The sequence below is a fragment of the Ktedonobacter racemifer DSM 44963 genome, assembly GCF_000178855.1.
Lineage (GTDB): Bacteria > Chloroflexota > Ktedonobacteria > Ktedonobacterales > Ktedonobacteraceae > Ktedonobacter > Ktedonobacter racemifer.
Genome location: NZ_ADVG01000003.1, coordinates 2,588,566 through 2,604,792, shown reverse-complemented (window position 1 = coordinate 2,604,792; position 16,227 = coordinate 2,588,566). Strand labels below are relative to the sequence as shown.

Below are 16,227 nucleotides of genomic sequence, written 5' to 3'. Positions count from 1 at the left end.
TTTGTTGTCGAGGTACCAGGTGACCTGGCAGCAGTACGAGCTCTTCATTGAGGGGAAAAAGACTGGACCCACATCTGAGGCAGATGCTGTAGGTGCGGCTCAAGGTCACCTCTGGCCTCCATTGCTGTGCAACGTCCGCTCTCGCTTGCCTCGTGCTTGCAATGGAACGGCGCAGGTGGGGCACAATGGAGCAGGAGTGTCCATTGATCGGTCCCATGCTCGACGCTCGCTTGCCAAGGCTGCATCTTGCAAGACGTGCGCTTCCAGTTCCATCAGGCGCGTATGGACTTCCTCTTCGATTTCGACAAAGGCGGCGGTGGGATGCGCTTGTCGCCACACTTTAATTTCTGCCGGAATATCGACACTCTTTGGGTAGCGTTGCAAAAAATTTTAAGCTCATCAAAATAAGGGTTAGATTTGCGGTAGAAGAAACCTTTTTTGATAAAAGATGTGCACCTTTTGCATTTATTACATCGATACGATTTTCGAATGCGTATCATTTTGATGAGCTTAAAATTTTTTGCAACACTACCCCACCATGACCCCCGAACAATTACAAGGAGACAGGTGGATCGCGTGTCTGCATCCTGCTGACCGACAACGCACCCTGGAGGCGTGGCAGACCGCCATTCGCACCCAGACGCTCTATGAAGTGGAGTATCGCATGCAGCAGGGGAGAACCGGAGCCTATCGCTGGTTCTTAGCCCGCGGCATGCCACGCAAAGATAACCAGGGGACGATCCTGCACTGGTTTGGCACTTGTACCGACATCGAGGACCGGAAACAGGCTGAACAGCAGCTCAAAGCCAGCGAGGAGAACTGGCGGGTGCTGGCCGAAACGCTGCCACAGTTGGTGATGGTGGCACGACCCAACAACCAGAACGAGTACACGAACCAGCGCTGGCGTGACTACATCGGGTTCACGGTTGAGCAAACACAAAGCGACCGATGGGCTTATCTTCAATTCATCCATCCCGACGATCGTGAAGGCGCACGAGCTCACCGGCAGCATGCTCAGGACACGGGAGAAATGTATGAGCACGAAGAGCGCCTCAGAAATAGCCAGACGGGAACGTATCGCTGGTTCTTAACGCGCGCCATGCCGGTATATGATGAAGCAGGCCAGCTCGTCAAGTGGTTTGGCACGTGCACCGATATCGACGAGCAGAAACGGACAGAACAGCGGCTCAAAGAAAGCGAGGAGAACTGGCAGACTCTGGCCGAAACGGTCCCACAGTTGGTGTGGAGAGTGCAACCCGATAGCTGGGTTGACTACGTAAATCAACGGGCTTGTGACTATGGCCAGACCACGCGGGAGCAACTGCTTGGTCATGGATGGCATTACCTTTTGCACCCAGATGATAAGGAGCGCGAACGGGTTACTCTCGATCACGCGTTCCGCACGGGCATCCCCTATGAGGTCGAGTTTCGTCTCCGAGAGGGCCAGACGGGCTGCTATCGCTGGTTCTTAACTCGCGGTATGCCGGTGTGCGATGAAACCGGCCAGGTCATCAAATGGTTTGGCACCTGTACCGACATTGAGGAGCAAAAACGGGCCGAGCAGCAGCTCAAAGAAAGCGAGGAGAACTTGCGCGTGCTGGCCGAAACGGTCCCACAGTTGGTGTGGACGACGCGAGCAGATAACCGTCTTGACTACTGTAATCAGCGCTATTGTGAGTATACGCATGCCGCTTTTGAGCAACTCCAAGGCCATGGATGGCGTCAGTTCTTGCATCCTGAGGAGGCTGAAGGTATTCTGGCTCTTCGGCATCAGACACTCGAAACAGGTGAACCCTTTGAGAGCGAATGTCGTCTCAGAAATGGCCAAACGGGAGAGTATCGCTGGTTTTTAGCCCGCGGTACGCCGGTGCGCGATGAAACGGGCCAGATCGTGAGGTGGTTTGGCACCAACACCGATATTGAGGACCAGAAGCGCATTGAGGAAGCCTTGCGCCAAAGCCAGGAGCGCATTCGCGCCCTCATCGACTCCAATATTATCGGGATTGTTTCTGTCGAGGGAGAGGAGGAAGTGCTGGTGGAAGCCAATGAGGCGTTTCTTCACCTGACCGGCTATACCCAGGAGGATATGCGGAGCAAAACGCTGAACCGGGTGAAGATCACTCCCCCGGAACATGCGTCTTTCTTTGAGCGTGCGATCCAGGAGGTCAACGCACGCGGGCAGCATACGCCCCTTGAAACCGAGGTGATCTGTAAAGACGGCAGTCGCCTGCCGGTGTTGGTGGGAAGCGTCATCTTCCAGGAGCGTCCGCGCCAGACCATCAGCTTTGTGCTGGATAATTCGGCCCGCAAGGAACTGGAGCAACGCAAGGATGCCTTTATCAGTATGGCCAGCCATGAACTCAAGACCCCGCTCACCGCCTTGAAACTGCAGACCGCCCTGCTGCACCGGCAACTGGCAAAGCAAGGCATCCCGGCTTCGGCTCCGGCCCTCTCCAATATGGAGGGCCAGATCAACAAAGTCACCCGATTGGTGGACGAGTTATTGGATGTCTCCAAGATCCAGGCGGGCAGGCTGGAGTACCTTCAGGAGACAGTCAATCTGGATGCGTTGCTGCGGGAGATCACCGAGACCATGCAGCAGACCAGTCCGAGCCATCGCATCGTGGTGCGTGGCATCGTGGAAACCAGCCTGATCGGGGATCGCGATCGGCTCGGACAGGTCTTCATCAATCTGATCAGTAATGCGATCAAGTATTCTCCGGACGCCAAGACGGTTGAGATGGATCTGAGTGCCTCCGAAGATGCGGTCACCATCCAGGTGCGTGACCATGGCCTGGGCATCCCACGAGAGCAGTGCGACAAGATTTTTGACCGGTTCTATCGGGTCACCGATCCGAAGCAGAAGGCGATACACGGCCTAGGCATGGGGCTCTACATTGTGGCGGAGATCGTCAAGCGTCACAGGGGAACCATCACGGTGGACAGTGAAGTCGGAAAAGGATCGACCTTTACCGTGACCCTACCCCGCAAGAGGGATGCCTGAGCAGATGACGCGCGCACTACGCGTGTCATCTGAGCCGATGATGGCGGCGGAAGCTGTTTCAGCACGGATTGCATCGCCGTCACGGACGAGATTCCTGCGGATAATGTCGCTCGTGATATGCCATCTGAAGCAAGAGGGGGTCCCGACATTTTTCCCCGGTGTTTTTCCCGCTAAGCGAACCGCAATAGCTGTACAAGGAGCTAAAAAAGGATTTCGAGATGTGCTGGAGACCAGGATACACGTCGGTGTTGGGTGGAAGCCCTTCATTTCGTCAGGCAAAGCGCCTTTTCCTCCGGCGCTGGTACTCAAAGAGGCCTGCAAGCACCCATTTTTCCGTCAATTACTTTCCATGCTACCTCTTCCCTCTTTTGCTTAGTCCTACAGTTGTAGATAAGGTGAAGAGGGGCGATAGATCATCTGTCTTTCAAGGGGCAACCCGTTTCCTCGCCAAAACCTGGGAAAGAGAAGAAAGGCGAAACAGGTTGCTCCTGACGCGATGTCCTGCCGCCAGTTAGACCTGGGCGGCTTGCCTGCCTGTGGCCATCAGATACGCCTCTTCCAAGGTCGGGTCAACGAGGATAGCAGCTCCATGCGGGCGTATGGCACTGACAATGCGTAGCGTGACACCGCTCATCTGGTTGACCATCGCGCTCACTTGATAGGTCGTTTGCAACTGCAAGGCGGCAGCCTGATCGACGGTCACACTCCAGACCGATCCTGCGGCTCTTGCCAACAACGCAGAAGGCGTTGCATCGGTTAGTATACGCCCCTCCTGGAGAAGCAGCAGACGGCTGGCTGCGGCTTCCACATCACTGATGATATGCGTACTCAAGATAATGATGCGATTGTGGGTCAGACTGGCGAGCAGGGTGCGAAAGCGCACGCGTTCGGCGGGGTCGAGACCGGCGGTTGGCTCATCAACAATCAGGAGTTCGGGATCGTTGAGCAGGGCCTGGGCGATGCCGATGCGCTGCTTCATGCCGCCGGAATAGGTAGGCAGCTTGTGGTCAGCCTCCTGCTCGAGATTCACCATCTCTACTACCTCATCAACGCGCTGCTTGAGAAGCTTAGAGGGGTGTCCTTTCATTGCGGCCAGGTAGCGCAGGAACTGGCGTCCGGTGAACTCGGGATAGACACCAAAATCCTGGGGCAGATAACCCAGCACTTGCCGGAATGCCTGGCCGTGGGTGCGAATGTCCTGCCCATTCCAGCGGATGGTTCCCTCGGTCGGTTCCAGCAGGGTCGCGATCATGCGCATCAAGCTCGTCTTGCCTGCGCCGTTGGGTCCCACCAGCCCCAGCATTCCCGGCGAGAGCCGCAGCGACAGCTGATGTAGTGCCCACTGCTGTTTGTAGCGTTTGCTCAGGCGTTCAATGGTTAATTCCATCTTGGTTCTCTCTTTCTTTTCCTGGTTCTTTCAACTTCACACAAACATCTTACTTGAGTACGTCGCGGGTGCGCTTGAAGGCAAAGGCCGCGATCAGCACCAGCAGCAGGCTGAGCCCGGCCAGCCCCAAATGCGGCACGAACCAGCCCGCGAGGTCAGGCATCTTGTTCTCAATGGAGAGAACGAGCTGCTGAAGTTGCGCCTCGCTCGTGATCGAGGGACTGAGATGAATGGAGTACGAAGTAAGCAGCCCAAGCGTAGTGATCCCACTGGTTGGGTCCCAATTGACGTACCAGACAGGAAGAGTGGGATTGTTGCCCAGCCCGCGAGGGATCACCAGCGCCCCTACGATCCACCCCACCAGGATCACGACTTTGACCAGCGTGGACAGGCGCGGCAACAACGTGCTCAGGGCGAAACCGAAGCTGCTGACCAGGATCGTCGCCGGGAAGACCATGCCCACCCAGAGGAGCAGCACGGCTCCCATTTGGGGCAAGGGATAATCGGCGACAGTCAGATACAACAGCCCGCCCATCCCCAGGGTGGAGGCGAGCATCAGGAGGGCCAGTCCCAGGCTCAGCAGTAGGCCCGCCAGGTAGCGGCCCCAGACATAGGCCCAGGTTGGCAACGCGGTCGTCATCAGCAGTTCGTGGGTGCGCCGGGAGCGATCTCGCGTGACGCCATCGGCTGTGACAAAGGGCAGAAAGAGCACCAGCACCAGCAGAACGGTTGGCAGCGTGTGAAGCAGTCCTCGCGCGCTGGTTCCGGCAACGAATACGCTGATCTGCGCGTTGTTACTCACCGTAGTGAATCCCTCTGACGCATGCAAAGCCCATATCAGGAAGAGCATGAAACAGAAGAAGCCGAGAGCCTGAAACCAGAAGAGGCGGGAGGCTCGGAAGCGCTGCAGTTCCCAGAGCAGGACATGCAGGAGCGGGGAGTTCCGCCGGATGGTGATCCGCTGCTCAGATCGTGCGTGGACGATGGCTGTCATAGAAGCTCCTTTCATCATTCTCACTGTTTTAGCAACAGACGAACCGATTACCTGAGGGTGTAACGAGACCGTTTGAAGGCGAGAGCCACGATCAGGACCAGCACCAGGCTGAGCCCGGCTAACAGCAGGTGTGGTGCGAACCAGCCCCCGAGGTCGATCAAGCTGTTCTCGACCACGAGGATGTTGTGCTGGTTTTGTGCTGCGCTGGTTGCCGTGGTCAGGTTGCTGAAGTCAGCCATATACATATGGAACAATCCGAGCGCGATTCCCTCGCTGGTCGGGTCCCAATTGATGTACCAGGCAGGGAGACTGAAAGTGGCATCGTGACTGGCCTGGCTGAACAAGATGGAGGGCACCTGCGAACCGAGAAACCACGCCAGCAGGATCACGATCTTGACCAGCATGCTTAAGCGCGGGAGCAAGGTGCCAAGGGCAAAGCTGAGGCTGCTGACCAGGACCGTCGCTGACGCAATCACGCCGACCCAGATGACCATCAGAGAGCCAATCTCCGGCAACGGATAGTCGGCGATGTGATTGCCAATCTTCGGCAACGGATGACCGGTGATGGTGAGATGCAGGAACAGGCCCATTCCCAGGATAGCAGCCAGCGCGAGCAGCGCCATCCCCAGACTCAGCAGTAGGCCCGCCAGGTAGCGTCCCCAGACATAGGCCCAGGTCGGCAGTGCGGTCGCCAGGAGCAGTTCGTGGGTGCGTCGGGAGCGATCACGCGTCACGCCGTCCGCATTGACGAAAGGGAGAAGCACCCCCAGCAACATCAGCGTTCCTATGGAAAGGGTCATAAAAAGTCCCCAGGCGCTGGTTCCGGCCACGAAGCCGTAGAGTAGCACGGTGCCCTTCATGTGATTGAGCGTGAGTGGGATCTGCCCGGACCACGTCAGGAAGAGGGAGAGAGCGAAGAAGCCGAGGGCTTGCAGCCAGAGGAGGCGGCTAGCGCGCAAGCGACGCAGCTCCCAGGCTATGACGCGCACAAGCAAGCGTGAGCGCTGAATCACTCGACCTGGCTGCTCTGTGCTGGTCAATGCAGTGAGAGTCATAGTATTCTCCTTGTGTGTTCGAGTCCATGGAGAGAGCAAGCATGTCCCGCGCCAGATCAACGGTTCGGGCGTTAGGAGCATCCTCCTCAATCCATGGCGGCCCATTTCTTGGGACACCGGAAACGATAAACCAAAAACGGTAACAGGGCAGTAACACGAGCTGTTACCACCCTGTTACCGGCGATCTCCTAAACTTTCCTGAGGCAGATGATCAGGGGTTCGCTCCAGTGGTGGTCTCTCGCATCCCAAACAGGGCACTGCCAGATTGGGATGCTTCTTTTCGATAGGCAGGAAAGGAAGTGGCGCGACTCCCTAACGACCTTGTCGAACTGGAACTGGGTCTGGGAAAGAAGGTTTTCTCCCCCGAACCCCGTCCTCTCTACCCGTGTTCCTGGACCTTTGAGAAACCCTGGGAGTACAGAGGCACAGATGGACAGGATGGACAAACGGGGGGAGGCCTGCTAGAATAGGTGAGGTATGAAGCTCAAGAACTCCACCCAACCACCGGATATCAGCGCTCGAACCGCCTGGCATAGGGGGAAAGCGGACCTGAAGATGTCGAGAAGAGGTCCGATCCACCTCTGGAAGGGACATTTCAAGCTGCCCCTGCCGCGGCGCACGCTACGCCTGCGCCTTACGCTCCTCTATAGTAGTCTCTTCCTCGCATTAGGCGCCGGCTTGCTCGCCCTGACGTACGTATTAGCAGCGCGACGAATCACTGGCACGGCCCCTGTTGCATCTGAATTGCTTCCACAATCGACCCTTCTTCCCCCGAGCAGAGCAAGCAACACTGATTCTCTTGCCCAACTGCTTCATGCTCAGGCAGCAGCCGACCTGCACCAGTTTCTGATCCAGTCTGGGATCGCCTTTTCCATCATAGCAGTCGTTACCATCGTGCTTGGCTGGGTCGTCGCTGGTCGCGTGCTCCGACCGCTCCAGACCATGATAGTCACCACCCGGCAGATCTCTGAGGAGAACTTGCACGAACGCTTGGCTCTGCCAGGACCACCCGACGAACTCAAGGCTCTCGGGGATACCATTGACGAGCTTCTCGCGCGCCTGGAAGCCGCCTTTGAAGGGCAACGGCGCTTTGTTGCCAACGCCGCACATGAGCTGCGAACCCCGCTCACCATGATGCGTACCTCACTCGATGTAGCGGTTGGGAAGCCCGGCCCTGCGCCTCCAGAAATAACCATCTTGGCAGGCAAACTCCGTGAGGGGCTCAACCAGGCCGACCGGCTCGTTGAGAGCTTCCTCGCACTCGCCCGTGCGCAGCAGGGAACTCTGACAGACCTCACAAGTGTGTCCCTTCTTCAGCTCGTTTCCGCCACGCTTGCCGCTTGCAGTGATGCCATAGCCGGCAGGGGCCTCCAGGTACGACAGACTCTGAGCAATGCTGGTGTGATCGGAAGCAAGACCCTGCTGGCCCGCCTGGTAGAGAACCTCATCGACAACGCCATCCGCTACAATACGCCTGGCGGCTTCATCGGAGTGACAATCGCAGACGACGGCGCAGCCGCTCACCTGGTGGTGGAGAGTGATGGACCGCTCCTCGACGAGCGCAAGGTCCAGGAGCTTGGTCAGCCTTTCAGGCGCCTCGGGGCCGACCGGACGGCTGTGGACGGTAGTATCGGCCTTGGCCTTTCGATCGTTGCAGCGATCGTCGCCGTCCACGATGGATCGCTCGGCTTGCATGCACGGCCTGAGGGCGGCCTGCGGGTCGTCATTACGCTGCCTCATGCCAGGCGAAGGCGCGAACCGGGAGATCGGACATGAGGGTGCTCATCGTTGAAGATGTCCGGCGTCTGGCCGACGATATCGCTGAGGGACTCCGAGACCAGGGCATGGCCGTCGATGTGGCTTACGACGGCCTGGAGGCAACCGCCAAACTCGATGTTTCCTCCTATGATGTCGTCGTTCTCGATCGGGACCTTCCCGGGCTTCACGGCGACATCGTGTGTCGCATGATCACCGAGAGTGAGAAGCCTGCGATGGTTCTCATGCTGACCGCGGCCGGCACCCCAGGGGACCGGGTTGCAGGTCTCAGCCTCGGAGCCGACGATTACCTGGCCAAACCGTTCCACTTCCCTGAACTTATCCTCCGAGTTCGCGCCCTCGCCCGACGCAAGCCGAGAGCACACCCGCGTATCCTGCGGGCAGCAGGTGTCGCGCTTGACCCCTTGCGACACATCGTGACGCGTGAGGGGCAGCAGATCGATGTGTCGGTCAAAGAGTTCGCCGTGCTGGAGGCGCTCATGAGAGCAGCACCGGCAGCCCTCAGTGCAGAGGATCTGCTGGAGCAAGTGTGGGACGAGAACGCCGACCCGTTCACCAGGACGGTACAGGTCACCATAGGCCGGTTGCGACGCAAGCTTGGAGAACCTCAAGTGATTGAAACGCTCCCCAGCCTCGGGTATCGCATCGCCGATCGCTCCGTTCAACGTGATACAGACGGCTAACAACTCGCTCAAGATCGCCTTGGCGTATCGTTTTCAGGTTTGGATACGCTGGCCTCTCAAAGCCTGATGATGCTCTTGGAAAGGGGAAGGCAGAAAAGGCGGAGTTATCTACAACTCATATACTAATTGGTGTCGAGCAGAGGACTTGTTGACAGCCCGGGAATCTGCGAGACTGGAAACACCAGTGGGAGAGCCATCGTTACAACATGCGGCCTCGACTGTCTCTCTCAGAGAGTGACCGCCTCCTACAGACGGCTCCCCGCCTGCCAGAGCGAGAAAAGTCGATTGGGCTTGGTGCAGCAGCGCGTTCTCCCGTGAGAAGCGCCGGACTGCCGATCCAACGTGAGTTCACGGTTGCTCTGCGTGGGAGGGTATCCCACTAGCCCACAAGGAACACGAACGGGACAGGGACTGGTCGAGAAGAAAGCAGGTGTGTGATGGCCGACCCAGCAACTTCGGTCGTGCTTGACCCGTCATCTTTTTCGTAGGTATTGTCAACTTAACCAGAAAAATGAAGAATATTGCTGAGGTATAGCGAAGAAGGATGCTGATGGGTCATGGAAGATGTGGGGGATACCTATGGTTATGCGACTCGCTTTGCTCCAGTCAGTTCATTCCAAGTCTGAAATCGGTCCTGTAAAAGAGCGCGGTATTTTCCGGCCCTCAGACGGTGTCGTCGCGGTTGAAAATGTCCAGCGATGGGGCCAAAGGCAGAGAGGAAGTGTTGAGCCTGTTTCGTTGATTTGAACCGCCGCATCTTCTTTTCACGCAGGCGCGTCGGTTGGTGAGAATTTTCCGCCCGGTTGTTGAGCCCTTTGTGCTGCCGGTGCTCTACGCCAGGCAGAATCTCGCGTTTGGCCGCGCCATAGCTCCTCAGCTTATCGGTAATGATTACACGAGGAACAGAGTGCAACTCTTTGAGGAGTTTGCGGAAAAAGCGTTTGGCCGCTTTTTTGTTGCGTCGACTCTGCACGAGGATGTCGAGCACATTGCCATCTTGATCCACCGCTCGCCAGAGATAGTGGGTTTTCCCGTTGATTTTCAAGTATACCTCGTCCATATGCCACTTGTCCCCACAGCGAGGGCGACGACGGCGCAATTCATTGGCGTAGATTTGCCCAAACTTCATGCACCATTGCCGGACCGTTTCATACGTGACGACGATTCCGCGTTGGGCCAGAAGCTCTTCTACGTCACGAAAGCTGAGCGAGAAACGAAAATACAAACACACCGCATGGCTGATGATTTCTGGTGGGAAGCGGAAACCCTTGTAATCGGGGGCAAGATTCTTTGTTTTCATGAAGGTATTTTCGCATATTGTTCAGCTCTATTGCCAAGTTGACAATACCTGATTGAGCGACGCCAGCTCATCGGGATGTTGCGGGCACTGGGCTTTTCACGCCCCCTGATCATGCGCTCTTTCCTGCTAGAGTCGAGCTTTATCATTCTGGCCAGTATGCTCATCGGCACCGCTCTGGCGCTCTGGGTTGCCTTCCAGATTATCAGCTCCACGTATAGCAATTTACAGTTTCCCTTGCCGCTCCTTCCGATCGCCGCCATTCTCATTGGCAGCTATCTGATTGCCTTTTTGACAACTATTGTCCCAGCGCGCTCGGCCTCCCGCATCCAGCCGGCTGAAGCACTACGTTACGAATAAACACAACCAGAAAGGGGGTAGAGTATTATGGCCAAAAAAACAGGACGATCACAGCGTGGATTGACTTTGAATTCTCTGCTGCTGGCCTTACTCGGTCTGGCCGTCGTCGTTGTAATCATAGCCTTTGGCTTGCCGCTTCTCTTGCAGAATGCCAATGGCGCCAGCAATCCGAATACAGGGGGCACAGATCCTACAGGAGGACAGAGCACACCGGCAGGTCCACCGGCCAATAAAGGGAGTGGCAGCGGCTATTCTGATGCCTTTCTGGCGACCGTCAAAGAGCATATCGCTCAGGGGCTCCATCTGACTGCTGACCAGGTAACCGCTCAGGTTTCGGGAGGCAAACAGATTACCGATGTGGCAGCCGCGCAGGGCATCTCAGCCGAGGCCATGCCGGGTTTTGTGTAGAGAGAGGTAAGCAAGAAACAAGCAGGTGGAGAAGATAAATGTAGCATCTGAAGAGGCTCGAACGAAAAGGAAAAGGCAGCAGAGGCCAGTAAAAGTCATCAAGGAAAAAGTCCTTTGAGGGTTACATGTTACACAGGAGCAGCAATACATTCCATCTCCCCCTGAACCAGCCTTACTGGCTGGTTGCTTCTCTGTCAATAACCGTCCGCGTTCAACGGCTATGAGACCGGAATCCTGGGCAAATGAATATCCTGCATTGTTGCCCAAACGATGGCCAGGCAACTGGTTTCAGTCGTAAACGCATCAATTTGATCAGTACGTTGTCGCACGTTACTAAAGAAGCTTTCAATGGCATTGGTGCTGCGAATGTAGCGATGCATCACTGGAGGGAATGCATAGAAAGCCAACAAATGCTCTTCATCTTCGCAGAGGCTACGGATGGCTTCTGGGTAGCGTTTCTGGTACTTGGCTTTGAAGGCTGCTAGATTCACCTGTGCGTCTTCTCTCTTTTCTTGCTTGAAGATCCCGTTCAGTTCGGCTGCTACCTCCTTGCGCTCGCGATGAGGGATAGCTTTGAGTACGTTGCGTTGCTTATGAACCAGGCACCGCTGCCGTAGTGTTGCCGTGAACAACGCATCAACCGCTGCCAAAAGACCATCATGCCCATCGGTGACGATCAGATCTACCTCTGTCGCTCCACGTCTGCGCAGATCTTGGAGCAGGCAACTCCAGCCATCTTTATCTTCCTCTGCACAGGCCCGCAATGCCAGGACTTCTTTGTTGCCTTCCAGATCTACTCCCAATGCTGTTAAAATGATGGTGGAATCGGTTTGGCTGCCATGCCGCACGGTAAAATGGATGCCATCGAGGTACAAGATTCGGTAGTGAGCAAGCAGAGGGCGCTGGCGCCACGCTTCATATTGTTCAGTTAAAGTGTGATTGAGACGGCTTACTGAGCTGGCCGAAGGTGCTACTCCCGTGAGCTTTTTGGCCACTTGGCCCACTTTATGGGTGGAGGTACCACTGACGAACATCTCTGTTAAGGCTTCGGCTACTTCGGGTTCATACCTCTCATACCGCTCAAAGACCTGCGTATGAAACTGTCCCTCACGATCCCGAGGAACGGAGAGATCTTCGATACGACCAGTCCTGGTCACCAGATCCCGTGTGTAAGAGCCATTCCGATACCCTTTTCTCTCAGGGGTGCTTTCTCCCCACGCTGCATGGAGACACTGCTCAAGCTCCTGACGCATGACTTCTTCAATCACTACTCGCATCGCACTGACTGCCAGGCTCCGTATCCGTTGACGAAATTCCTGTTCATCTGGCACCGAAGGGTCCGATGACTCCACTTTTGTCGCTTCTGAGGTCGATGTGATACGCTTCTTAGGTACAGGCATAGTTTCCTCCGTATCTTGCTAGAAGAATGTAACTTTTACACTCTATGCCTGTATTTTTACCTTAATTCTCCCTCTTGAGAAAGCTCTACTGGTACACAGAAAACGGCATGGTATCGTGCCAAAAACCGTTCCAGCCTGTTGAAAAAGCCTCCAATGTATGAGTATATCCTACGATATCACCGGACATCGCCTGCGGATGCCCCCGTTTTCAAACGCGGGGAGGAAGCAGGCGTTCCTTGTCGGAGTGGGGCAACGGAGGGGGAGCCTTTCCGGTTCGCTGCCCCGCAAAAAGAAAAGTAGACTATGAAACAAACCATCATTGCCAAACTCAAGTTGCACACCACCAGCGAGCAGCTCGCCCAGCTTCGTAACCTGCAGCTGGCCTATCGCGACGCGCTGAATTATGTCAGCCGCTACGCCTTCGAACATGGCAAAATGAGCAGCAAAAGGCGCTTGCAGGAGGGCACCTATCAAGAGCTTCGGGTGCTCTACGCCTTGCCGGCGCAGATGGCCTGTTCTGTCCCTCGCCAGGTAGGAGCGACCTACAAGGGCTTGTGGACCAAATACAAAAAGCATGCCGCCAGCCGCAAGGCCGGGGTGACCAAGAAACGCTACAAAGGACTCGACCAGCCGCCCCGCTATCTCTCTCCCACCGTGACCTATCAGCAGGGCCGGGACTACGGCTTCAAAACCGAGCAGCGCGTTTCGGTCCTGACCCTCTCCGGTCGGCTGATCCTTCCCTACAGCGGCTACGAGCGCCATGTGGCCCTCATCGAGCAGGGAACCTCCATCGGTACGGCGCAGTTGTGGTATGACCAGCGGAAAAAGCGCTTCTACTTGCTGGTGGCGCTCTCCCTGGAACTGCCCGACCCCGAGCCAGGCGACCTCCCCCAAGTGGTTGGGGTGGACGTCGGACGGCGGTACCTGGCGGTGACCTCGACCACTACTGGCTCGGGTGATCCTCTCTTCTTTTTGGGCAAAGAGGCGGTTGCCCAAGCTGACCACTACACCCGCCTGAGAAAACGACTTCAGCAGAAAGGCACTCGCGGCGCAATGCGCAAAGTGCGTGCGATTGAGCAGCGAGAGAGACGGTTGAAAGCTGAGACCAACCACTGCATTTCCAAGCGCATCATCCACAGGCACCCCGCGTCCCTCATCGGGCTGGAAGAGCTAACAGACATTCGAGAGCGCACCAAGCCAAAGAAGCACCGGCGCACAAAGCAAGGCAAAAGCAGCGAGCTGGTCTCCCCCAAGCAGCGCAGGGAAAACCGGCGGCGCTCCCAATGGTCCTTTGCCCAACTGCAGGCCATGATTGCCTACAAGGCGATGCTCGCCGGCTCAGTGGCCATCAAAGTCGATGCCGATTACAGCAGCCAGGCTTGCCCCAAGTGCGGGCACACCGCGCGGGCCAATCGGCCAGGCAAGGGCCTCGTCTTTGTCTGTCAGAACTGCCATTACACGCTCCATGCGGATCTGGTGGGAGCGAGGAATCTGGTGCTGCGAACGCTTCTGGTTTGGCAAGACTGGGCCAGAACGGGGCTGTTGTCGGTAGCCCCTGATACGTCGGACAGCGAAGCCAAAGCGGCACGCCTCTCAAGGTATGCCGAGTTGCGGTGGAGTCCAGACGCAAGCCCCTCGCTTCAGCGATGGGGTCACTGACTACCATTTATGCTCAAATGGTGTGCTCCAAGGGTACAATGATGAGATTATCTGGACTTTTTCAACAGGCTGCGGTCGATTTTGAGAATCTTCTTCACCACTTCTGTCCACAGAGCATGCCGCACCCCCGGGCCAGGCTTTCGGCAGCGGACCGAGGATTTGAGCAAGATCGAAGAGGTTTTTTTCACGTCGAAGCCGGTAGAATAGGTCTACTTGCAAATGGGAGTTGCATCTCTGCTCACCACAAGTCATCCTGAATGCAAGAGGGAGAAGAAAGAAGGAGATACCTATGAATACACCTGATCAGCACAATTTCGCCAGAGGCCTCGACACTTCTGCACTGCCTGCGGTGGTCGACCGGGCCACCTGGCAGGCAGAACTGGACACGCTGCGAGTTCGGGAAAAGGCGCACACCCGCGAAGGGGATGCCATCGCGGCAGTTCGCCGACGGCTGCCGATGGTGGAGGTAGACCCCTCCATCCAGCTTGTCGGCCCGCACGGACCGATCCCGCTGCTCTCGGTCTTTGAGGGCCGAAGGCTTCTGATCGCCTACTTTCCCATGTGGCACACCGGTCAACCCGCCAGCGCCCAGTGCGAGGGCTGCACCTTCTCCACCACCCACATCAACGAGCTGTCCTACCTGCATTCCCGAGACGTCACCTACGCCACGTTCTGCGAAGGTCCGTACGAGGAGAGCTCGCGCTATCACGACTTCATGGGCTGGACCGCTCCCTGGTACTCGGTGCCGCAGGACTCCGTGGACCAGCTAATCGCAGACCGGCACTTCGGCATCCTGGTCAGCTATCTCCGAGACGGTGACCAGGTCTTCGAGACCTACTGGACCACTGGCCGCGGCAATGAAGTGATGGCACCATCGTACGGACTGTTAGACCTGACGGTGTATGGTCGGCAGGAGACCTGGGAAGACTCACCTGCTGGCTGGCCGCAACGATGGGGAGAAAACACCAGCGAACCCAACGCCTTCCGTATAAGTGGACGCCCCATCTCCCAATGGTCCCGGCTTGCCGCCGGACGCTCCGACGACCTGGGCACCAAAACCACTGCCCCAAACGGCTAGCCAAACCAGCCATGAGCCTCTACGCGCAACACCGATGTGGTGGTGACGCGCAGCGCAGCGTCCGACTCACAGTGGCCATGCTTGAGACCTCCTCACAAATGACTGCACGTAGTTGGGGAGTCCAAAAAAGAGGATAGTGGTTGGGTACGCTGAATAGAGAGAGAATGTCGAATTGTTGTAGAAAGGAAAGGTCATTATGACGGACACAAAGATGGAGCCTAAGGCCGAGCGGAATCTCGACGGCTATGGAGCGCCTCTGATTCCCTGGGCCAAGGTCCGTGTGCTTCTGGGTCAGAGTTGGACAGAGGCTTCCGAAACAGATGGACCCAATCAGCAGAGTACTCGCTGGTTGGCTACTGTACGTCCAGATGGCAAACCGCATGTTGTACCTATCGGTGCTATCTGGATAGATGAGGCTTTTTACTTTACAGCTGGTGCGGATACCCGCAAAGCACGCAACCTTGCACACAACCCGAATTGTGTCCTCACGTTTGCCAGGCGCGATTTTGACTTGATCTTTGAAGGGGAGGCTATTCGAGTAACCGATCCTGCCAAAGCGCAACATATTGCCGAAGCCTATGCAGCTGGGGGATGGCCAGTCAGCGTGGTTCAAGGCGGAGCTTCCCTGACCGCTGCATATAGCGCTCCGAATGCGGGACCCCCACCTTGGGATGTGTACAAAGTCATCCCAAAAACCATTTACGCTATGGGCACGTCTGAGCCATATGGAGCGACTCGCTGGCAGTTCTGAAGCCAATGTACAGCAGAGACCTTCTCACAAATGACTGCACGTAGTTGGGGAGTCGACACTGCGGGAGCCCTCCCGACCGGTGCGGGTGGTGGAAAGGCGAGAGGGATGCATGGGGTGAAACGCGCGACCGCGCATCACGTGCGAACGGTGGAAAATCAGCGGATTGGTGAACAGCAATTCGAGGAGGCGCGCCTGTGCCGATTTTCCACGTCGCTTTTTCGAGCCGTGAGACGCTGGTCAAGCGTAAGATACTCTTTTTGCTGATTGCCTGAATGACCAGAAATGGCGTGCCATCACCCGCTCCTGGAGCCATTTTATGGAGGTCTGCGAGGTCGATTCCAATGTTTCGCGCCGATTTTCCACCTTTCGCGCTGG

General features: G+C 56.6%; 15 protein-coding genes. 9 read left to right on the top strand and 6 right to left on the bottom strand.

All coding sequences use genetic code 11. The features are described 5' to 3' along the window. Positions 1-105: 105 nt before the first annotated feature. Positions 106-384, bottom strand: a complete 279-nt coding sequence (locus tag KRAC_RS40605) for a hypothetical protein (protein WP_040445807.1) — start codon at positions 382-384, stop codon at positions 106-108. A 154-nt stretch (positions 385-538) separates the two neighbouring features. Between KRAC_RS40605 and KRAC_RS40600 the strand changes: the two genes are divergently transcribed. Beyond that, positions 539-3,004 carry a PAS domain-containing sensor histidine kinase gene (locus tag KRAC_RS40600; protein ID WP_007917417.1) on the top strand — a complete coding sequence of 822 codons (2,466 nt, stop codon included), beginning with the start codon at positions 539-541 and terminating at the stop codon, positions 3,002-3,004. A 511-nt stretch (positions 3,005-3,515) separates the two neighbouring features. On the opposite strand, the gene KRAC_RS40590 is transcribed toward KRAC_RS40600, so the two are convergent. Genes KRAC_RS40590 through KRAC_RS40580 form a run of 3 tightly spaced genes read right to left on the bottom strand, consistent with a single transcriptional unit; the run spans position 3,516 to position 6,440 of the window. Further along, positions 3,516-4,391, bottom strand: a complete 876-nt coding sequence (locus tag KRAC_RS40590) for an ABC transporter ATP-binding protein (protein WP_007917416.1) — start codon at positions 4,389-4,391, stop codon at positions 3,516-3,518. A 49-nt stretch (positions 4,392-4,440) separates the two neighbouring features. Further along, a complete protein-coding gene (locus KRAC_RS40585) occupies positions 4,441-5,385 on the bottom strand; it encodes an ABC transporter permease (protein ID WP_007917415.1) in 945 nt (314 codons plus the stop codon). Between the two features lie 47 nt (positions 5,386-5,432). Further along, positions 5,433-6,440, bottom strand: coding sequence for a hypothetical protein (locus tag KRAC_RS40580; RefSeq protein ID WP_007917414.1), 1,008 nt, complete (start codon positions 6,438-6,440; stop codon positions 5,433-5,435). Between the two features lie 299 nt (positions 6,441-6,739). Here KRAC_RS40580 and KRAC_RS72375 point away from each other — a divergent pair, with 299 nt between their 5' ends. Genes KRAC_RS72375 through KRAC_RS40570 form a run of 3 tightly spaced genes read left to right on the top strand, consistent with a single transcriptional unit; the run spans position 6,740 to position 8,899 of the window. Then, entirely contained in the window at positions 6,740-6,910 is a 171-nt protein-coding gene (locus KRAC_RS72375; RefSeq protein WP_007917412.1) for a hypothetical protein, read from the top strand. Positions 6,911-6,917: 7 nt separating this feature from the next. Then, complete coding sequence (locus KRAC_RS40575) at positions 6,918-8,216, top strand: sensor histidine kinase (RefSeq protein WP_007917409.1); 1,299 nt, start codon at positions 6,918-6,920, stop codon at positions 8,214-8,216. Further along, complete coding sequence (locus KRAC_RS40570) at positions 8,213-8,899, top strand: response regulator transcription factor (protein ID WP_007917407.1); 687 nt, start codon at positions 8,213-8,215, stop codon at positions 8,897-8,899. Before KRAC_RS40575 ends, KRAC_RS40570 begins: the two co-directional genes overlap by 4 nt. A 583-nt stretch (positions 8,900-9,482) precedes the next feature. On the opposite strand, the gene KRAC_RS40565 is transcribed toward KRAC_RS40570, so the two are convergent. Then, complete coding sequence (locus KRAC_RS40565) at positions 9,483-10,199, bottom strand: IS6 family transposase (RefSeq protein WP_007917405.1); 717 nt, start codon at positions 10,197-10,199, stop codon at positions 9,483-9,485. Between the two features lie 48 nt (positions 10,200-10,247). Here KRAC_RS40565 and KRAC_RS40560 point away from each other — a divergent pair, with 48 nt between their 5' ends. After that, entirely contained in the window at positions 10,248-10,556 is a 309-nt protein-coding gene (locus KRAC_RS40560; RefSeq protein WP_338010146.1) for an ABC transporter permease, read from the top strand. Between the two features lie 27 nt (positions 10,557-10,583). Further along, positions 10,584-10,964: a hypothetical protein gene (locus KRAC_RS40555; RefSeq protein ID WP_007917401.1), complete on the top strand. Its 381-nt coding sequence runs from the start codon at positions 10,584-10,586 to the stop codon at positions 10,962-10,964. A gap of 218 nt (positions 10,965-11,182) precedes the next feature. Here KRAC_RS40555 and KRAC_RS40550 read toward each other — a convergent pair whose 3' ends face one another. Further along, positions 11,183-12,364 carry an IS256 family transposase gene (locus tag KRAC_RS40550; RefSeq protein WP_007917399.1) on the bottom strand — a complete coding sequence of 394 codons (1,182 nt, stop codon included), beginning with the start codon at positions 12,362-12,364 and terminating at the stop codon, positions 11,183-11,185. Between the two features lie 303 nt (positions 12,365-12,667). Here KRAC_RS40550 and KRAC_RS40545 point away from each other — a divergent pair, with 303 nt between their 5' ends. The 3 genes from KRAC_RS40545 to KRAC_RS40535 all read left to right on the top strand — a co-directional run bounded on the left by KRAC_RS40545 (position 12,668) and on the right by KRAC_RS40535 (position 15,852). Further along, positions 12,668-14,023 (top strand): RNA-guided endonuclease InsQ/TnpB family protein, encoded by a 1,356-nt coding sequence (locus tag KRAC_RS40545; RefSeq protein WP_007910913.1) that lies wholly within the window; start codon positions 12,668-12,670, stop codon positions 14,021-14,023. A gap of 289 nt (positions 14,024-14,312) precedes the next feature. Further along, positions 14,313-15,101, top strand: a complete 789-nt coding sequence (locus KRAC_RS40540; RefSeq protein WP_007917397.1) for a DUF899 family protein — start codon at positions 14,313-14,315, stop codon at positions 15,099-15,101. Between the two features lie 196 nt (positions 15,102-15,297). After that, complete coding sequence (locus KRAC_RS40535; RefSeq protein WP_007917395.1) at positions 15,298-15,852, top strand: pyridoxamine 5'-phosphate oxidase family protein; 555 nt, start codon at positions 15,298-15,300, stop codon at positions 15,850-15,852. The last annotated feature ends 375 nt before the right edge of the window (positions 15,853-16,227 follow it).

Excerpts from the sequence above, each read along its gene's own strand:
- KRAC_RS40600 (WP_007917417.1), top strand. The coding sequence starts at position 539 with ATGACCCCCGAACAATTACAAGGAGACAGGTGGATCGCGTGTCTGCAT.
- KRAC_RS40590 (WP_007917416.1), bottom strand. The coding sequence starts at position 4,391 with ATGGAATTAACCATTGAACGCCTGAGCAAACGCTACAAACAGCAGTGG.
- KRAC_RS40585 (WP_007917415.1), bottom strand. The coding sequence starts at position 5,385 with ATGACAGCCATCGTCCACGCACGATCTGAGCAGCGGATCACCATCCGG.
- KRAC_RS40580 (WP_007917414.1), bottom strand. The coding sequence starts at position 6,440 with ATGACTCTCACTGCATTGACCAGCACAGAGCAGCCAGGTCGAGTGATT.
- KRAC_RS40575 (WP_007917409.1), top strand. The coding sequence starts at position 6,918 with ATGAAGCTCAAGAACTCCACCCAACCACCGGATATCAGCGCTCGAACC.
- KRAC_RS40570 (WP_007917407.1), top strand. The coding sequence starts at position 8,213 with ATGAGGGTGCTCATCGTTGAAGATGTCCGGCGTCTGGCCGACGATATC.
- KRAC_RS40565 (WP_007917405.1), bottom strand. The coding sequence starts at position 10,199 with ATGAAAACAAAGAATCTTGCCCCCGATTACAAGGGTTTCCGCTTCCCA.
- KRAC_RS40555 (WP_007917401.1), top strand. The coding sequence starts at position 10,584 with ATGGCCAAAAAAACAGGACGATCACAGCGTGGATTGACTTTGAATTCT.
- KRAC_RS40550 (WP_007917399.1), bottom strand. The coding sequence starts at position 12,364 with ATGCCTGTACCTAAGAAGCGTATCACATCGACCTCAGAAGCGACAAAA.
- KRAC_RS40545 (WP_007910913.1), top strand. The coding sequence starts at position 12,668 with ATGAAACAAACCATCATTGCCAAACTCAAGTTGCACACCACCAGCGAG.
- KRAC_RS40540 (WP_007917397.1), top strand. The coding sequence starts at position 14,313 with ATGAATACACCTGATCAGCACAATTTCGCCAGAGGCCTCGACACTTCT.
- KRAC_RS40535 (WP_007917395.1), top strand. The coding sequence starts at position 15,298 with ATGACGGACACAAAGATGGAGCCTAAGGCCGAGCGGAATCTCGACGGC.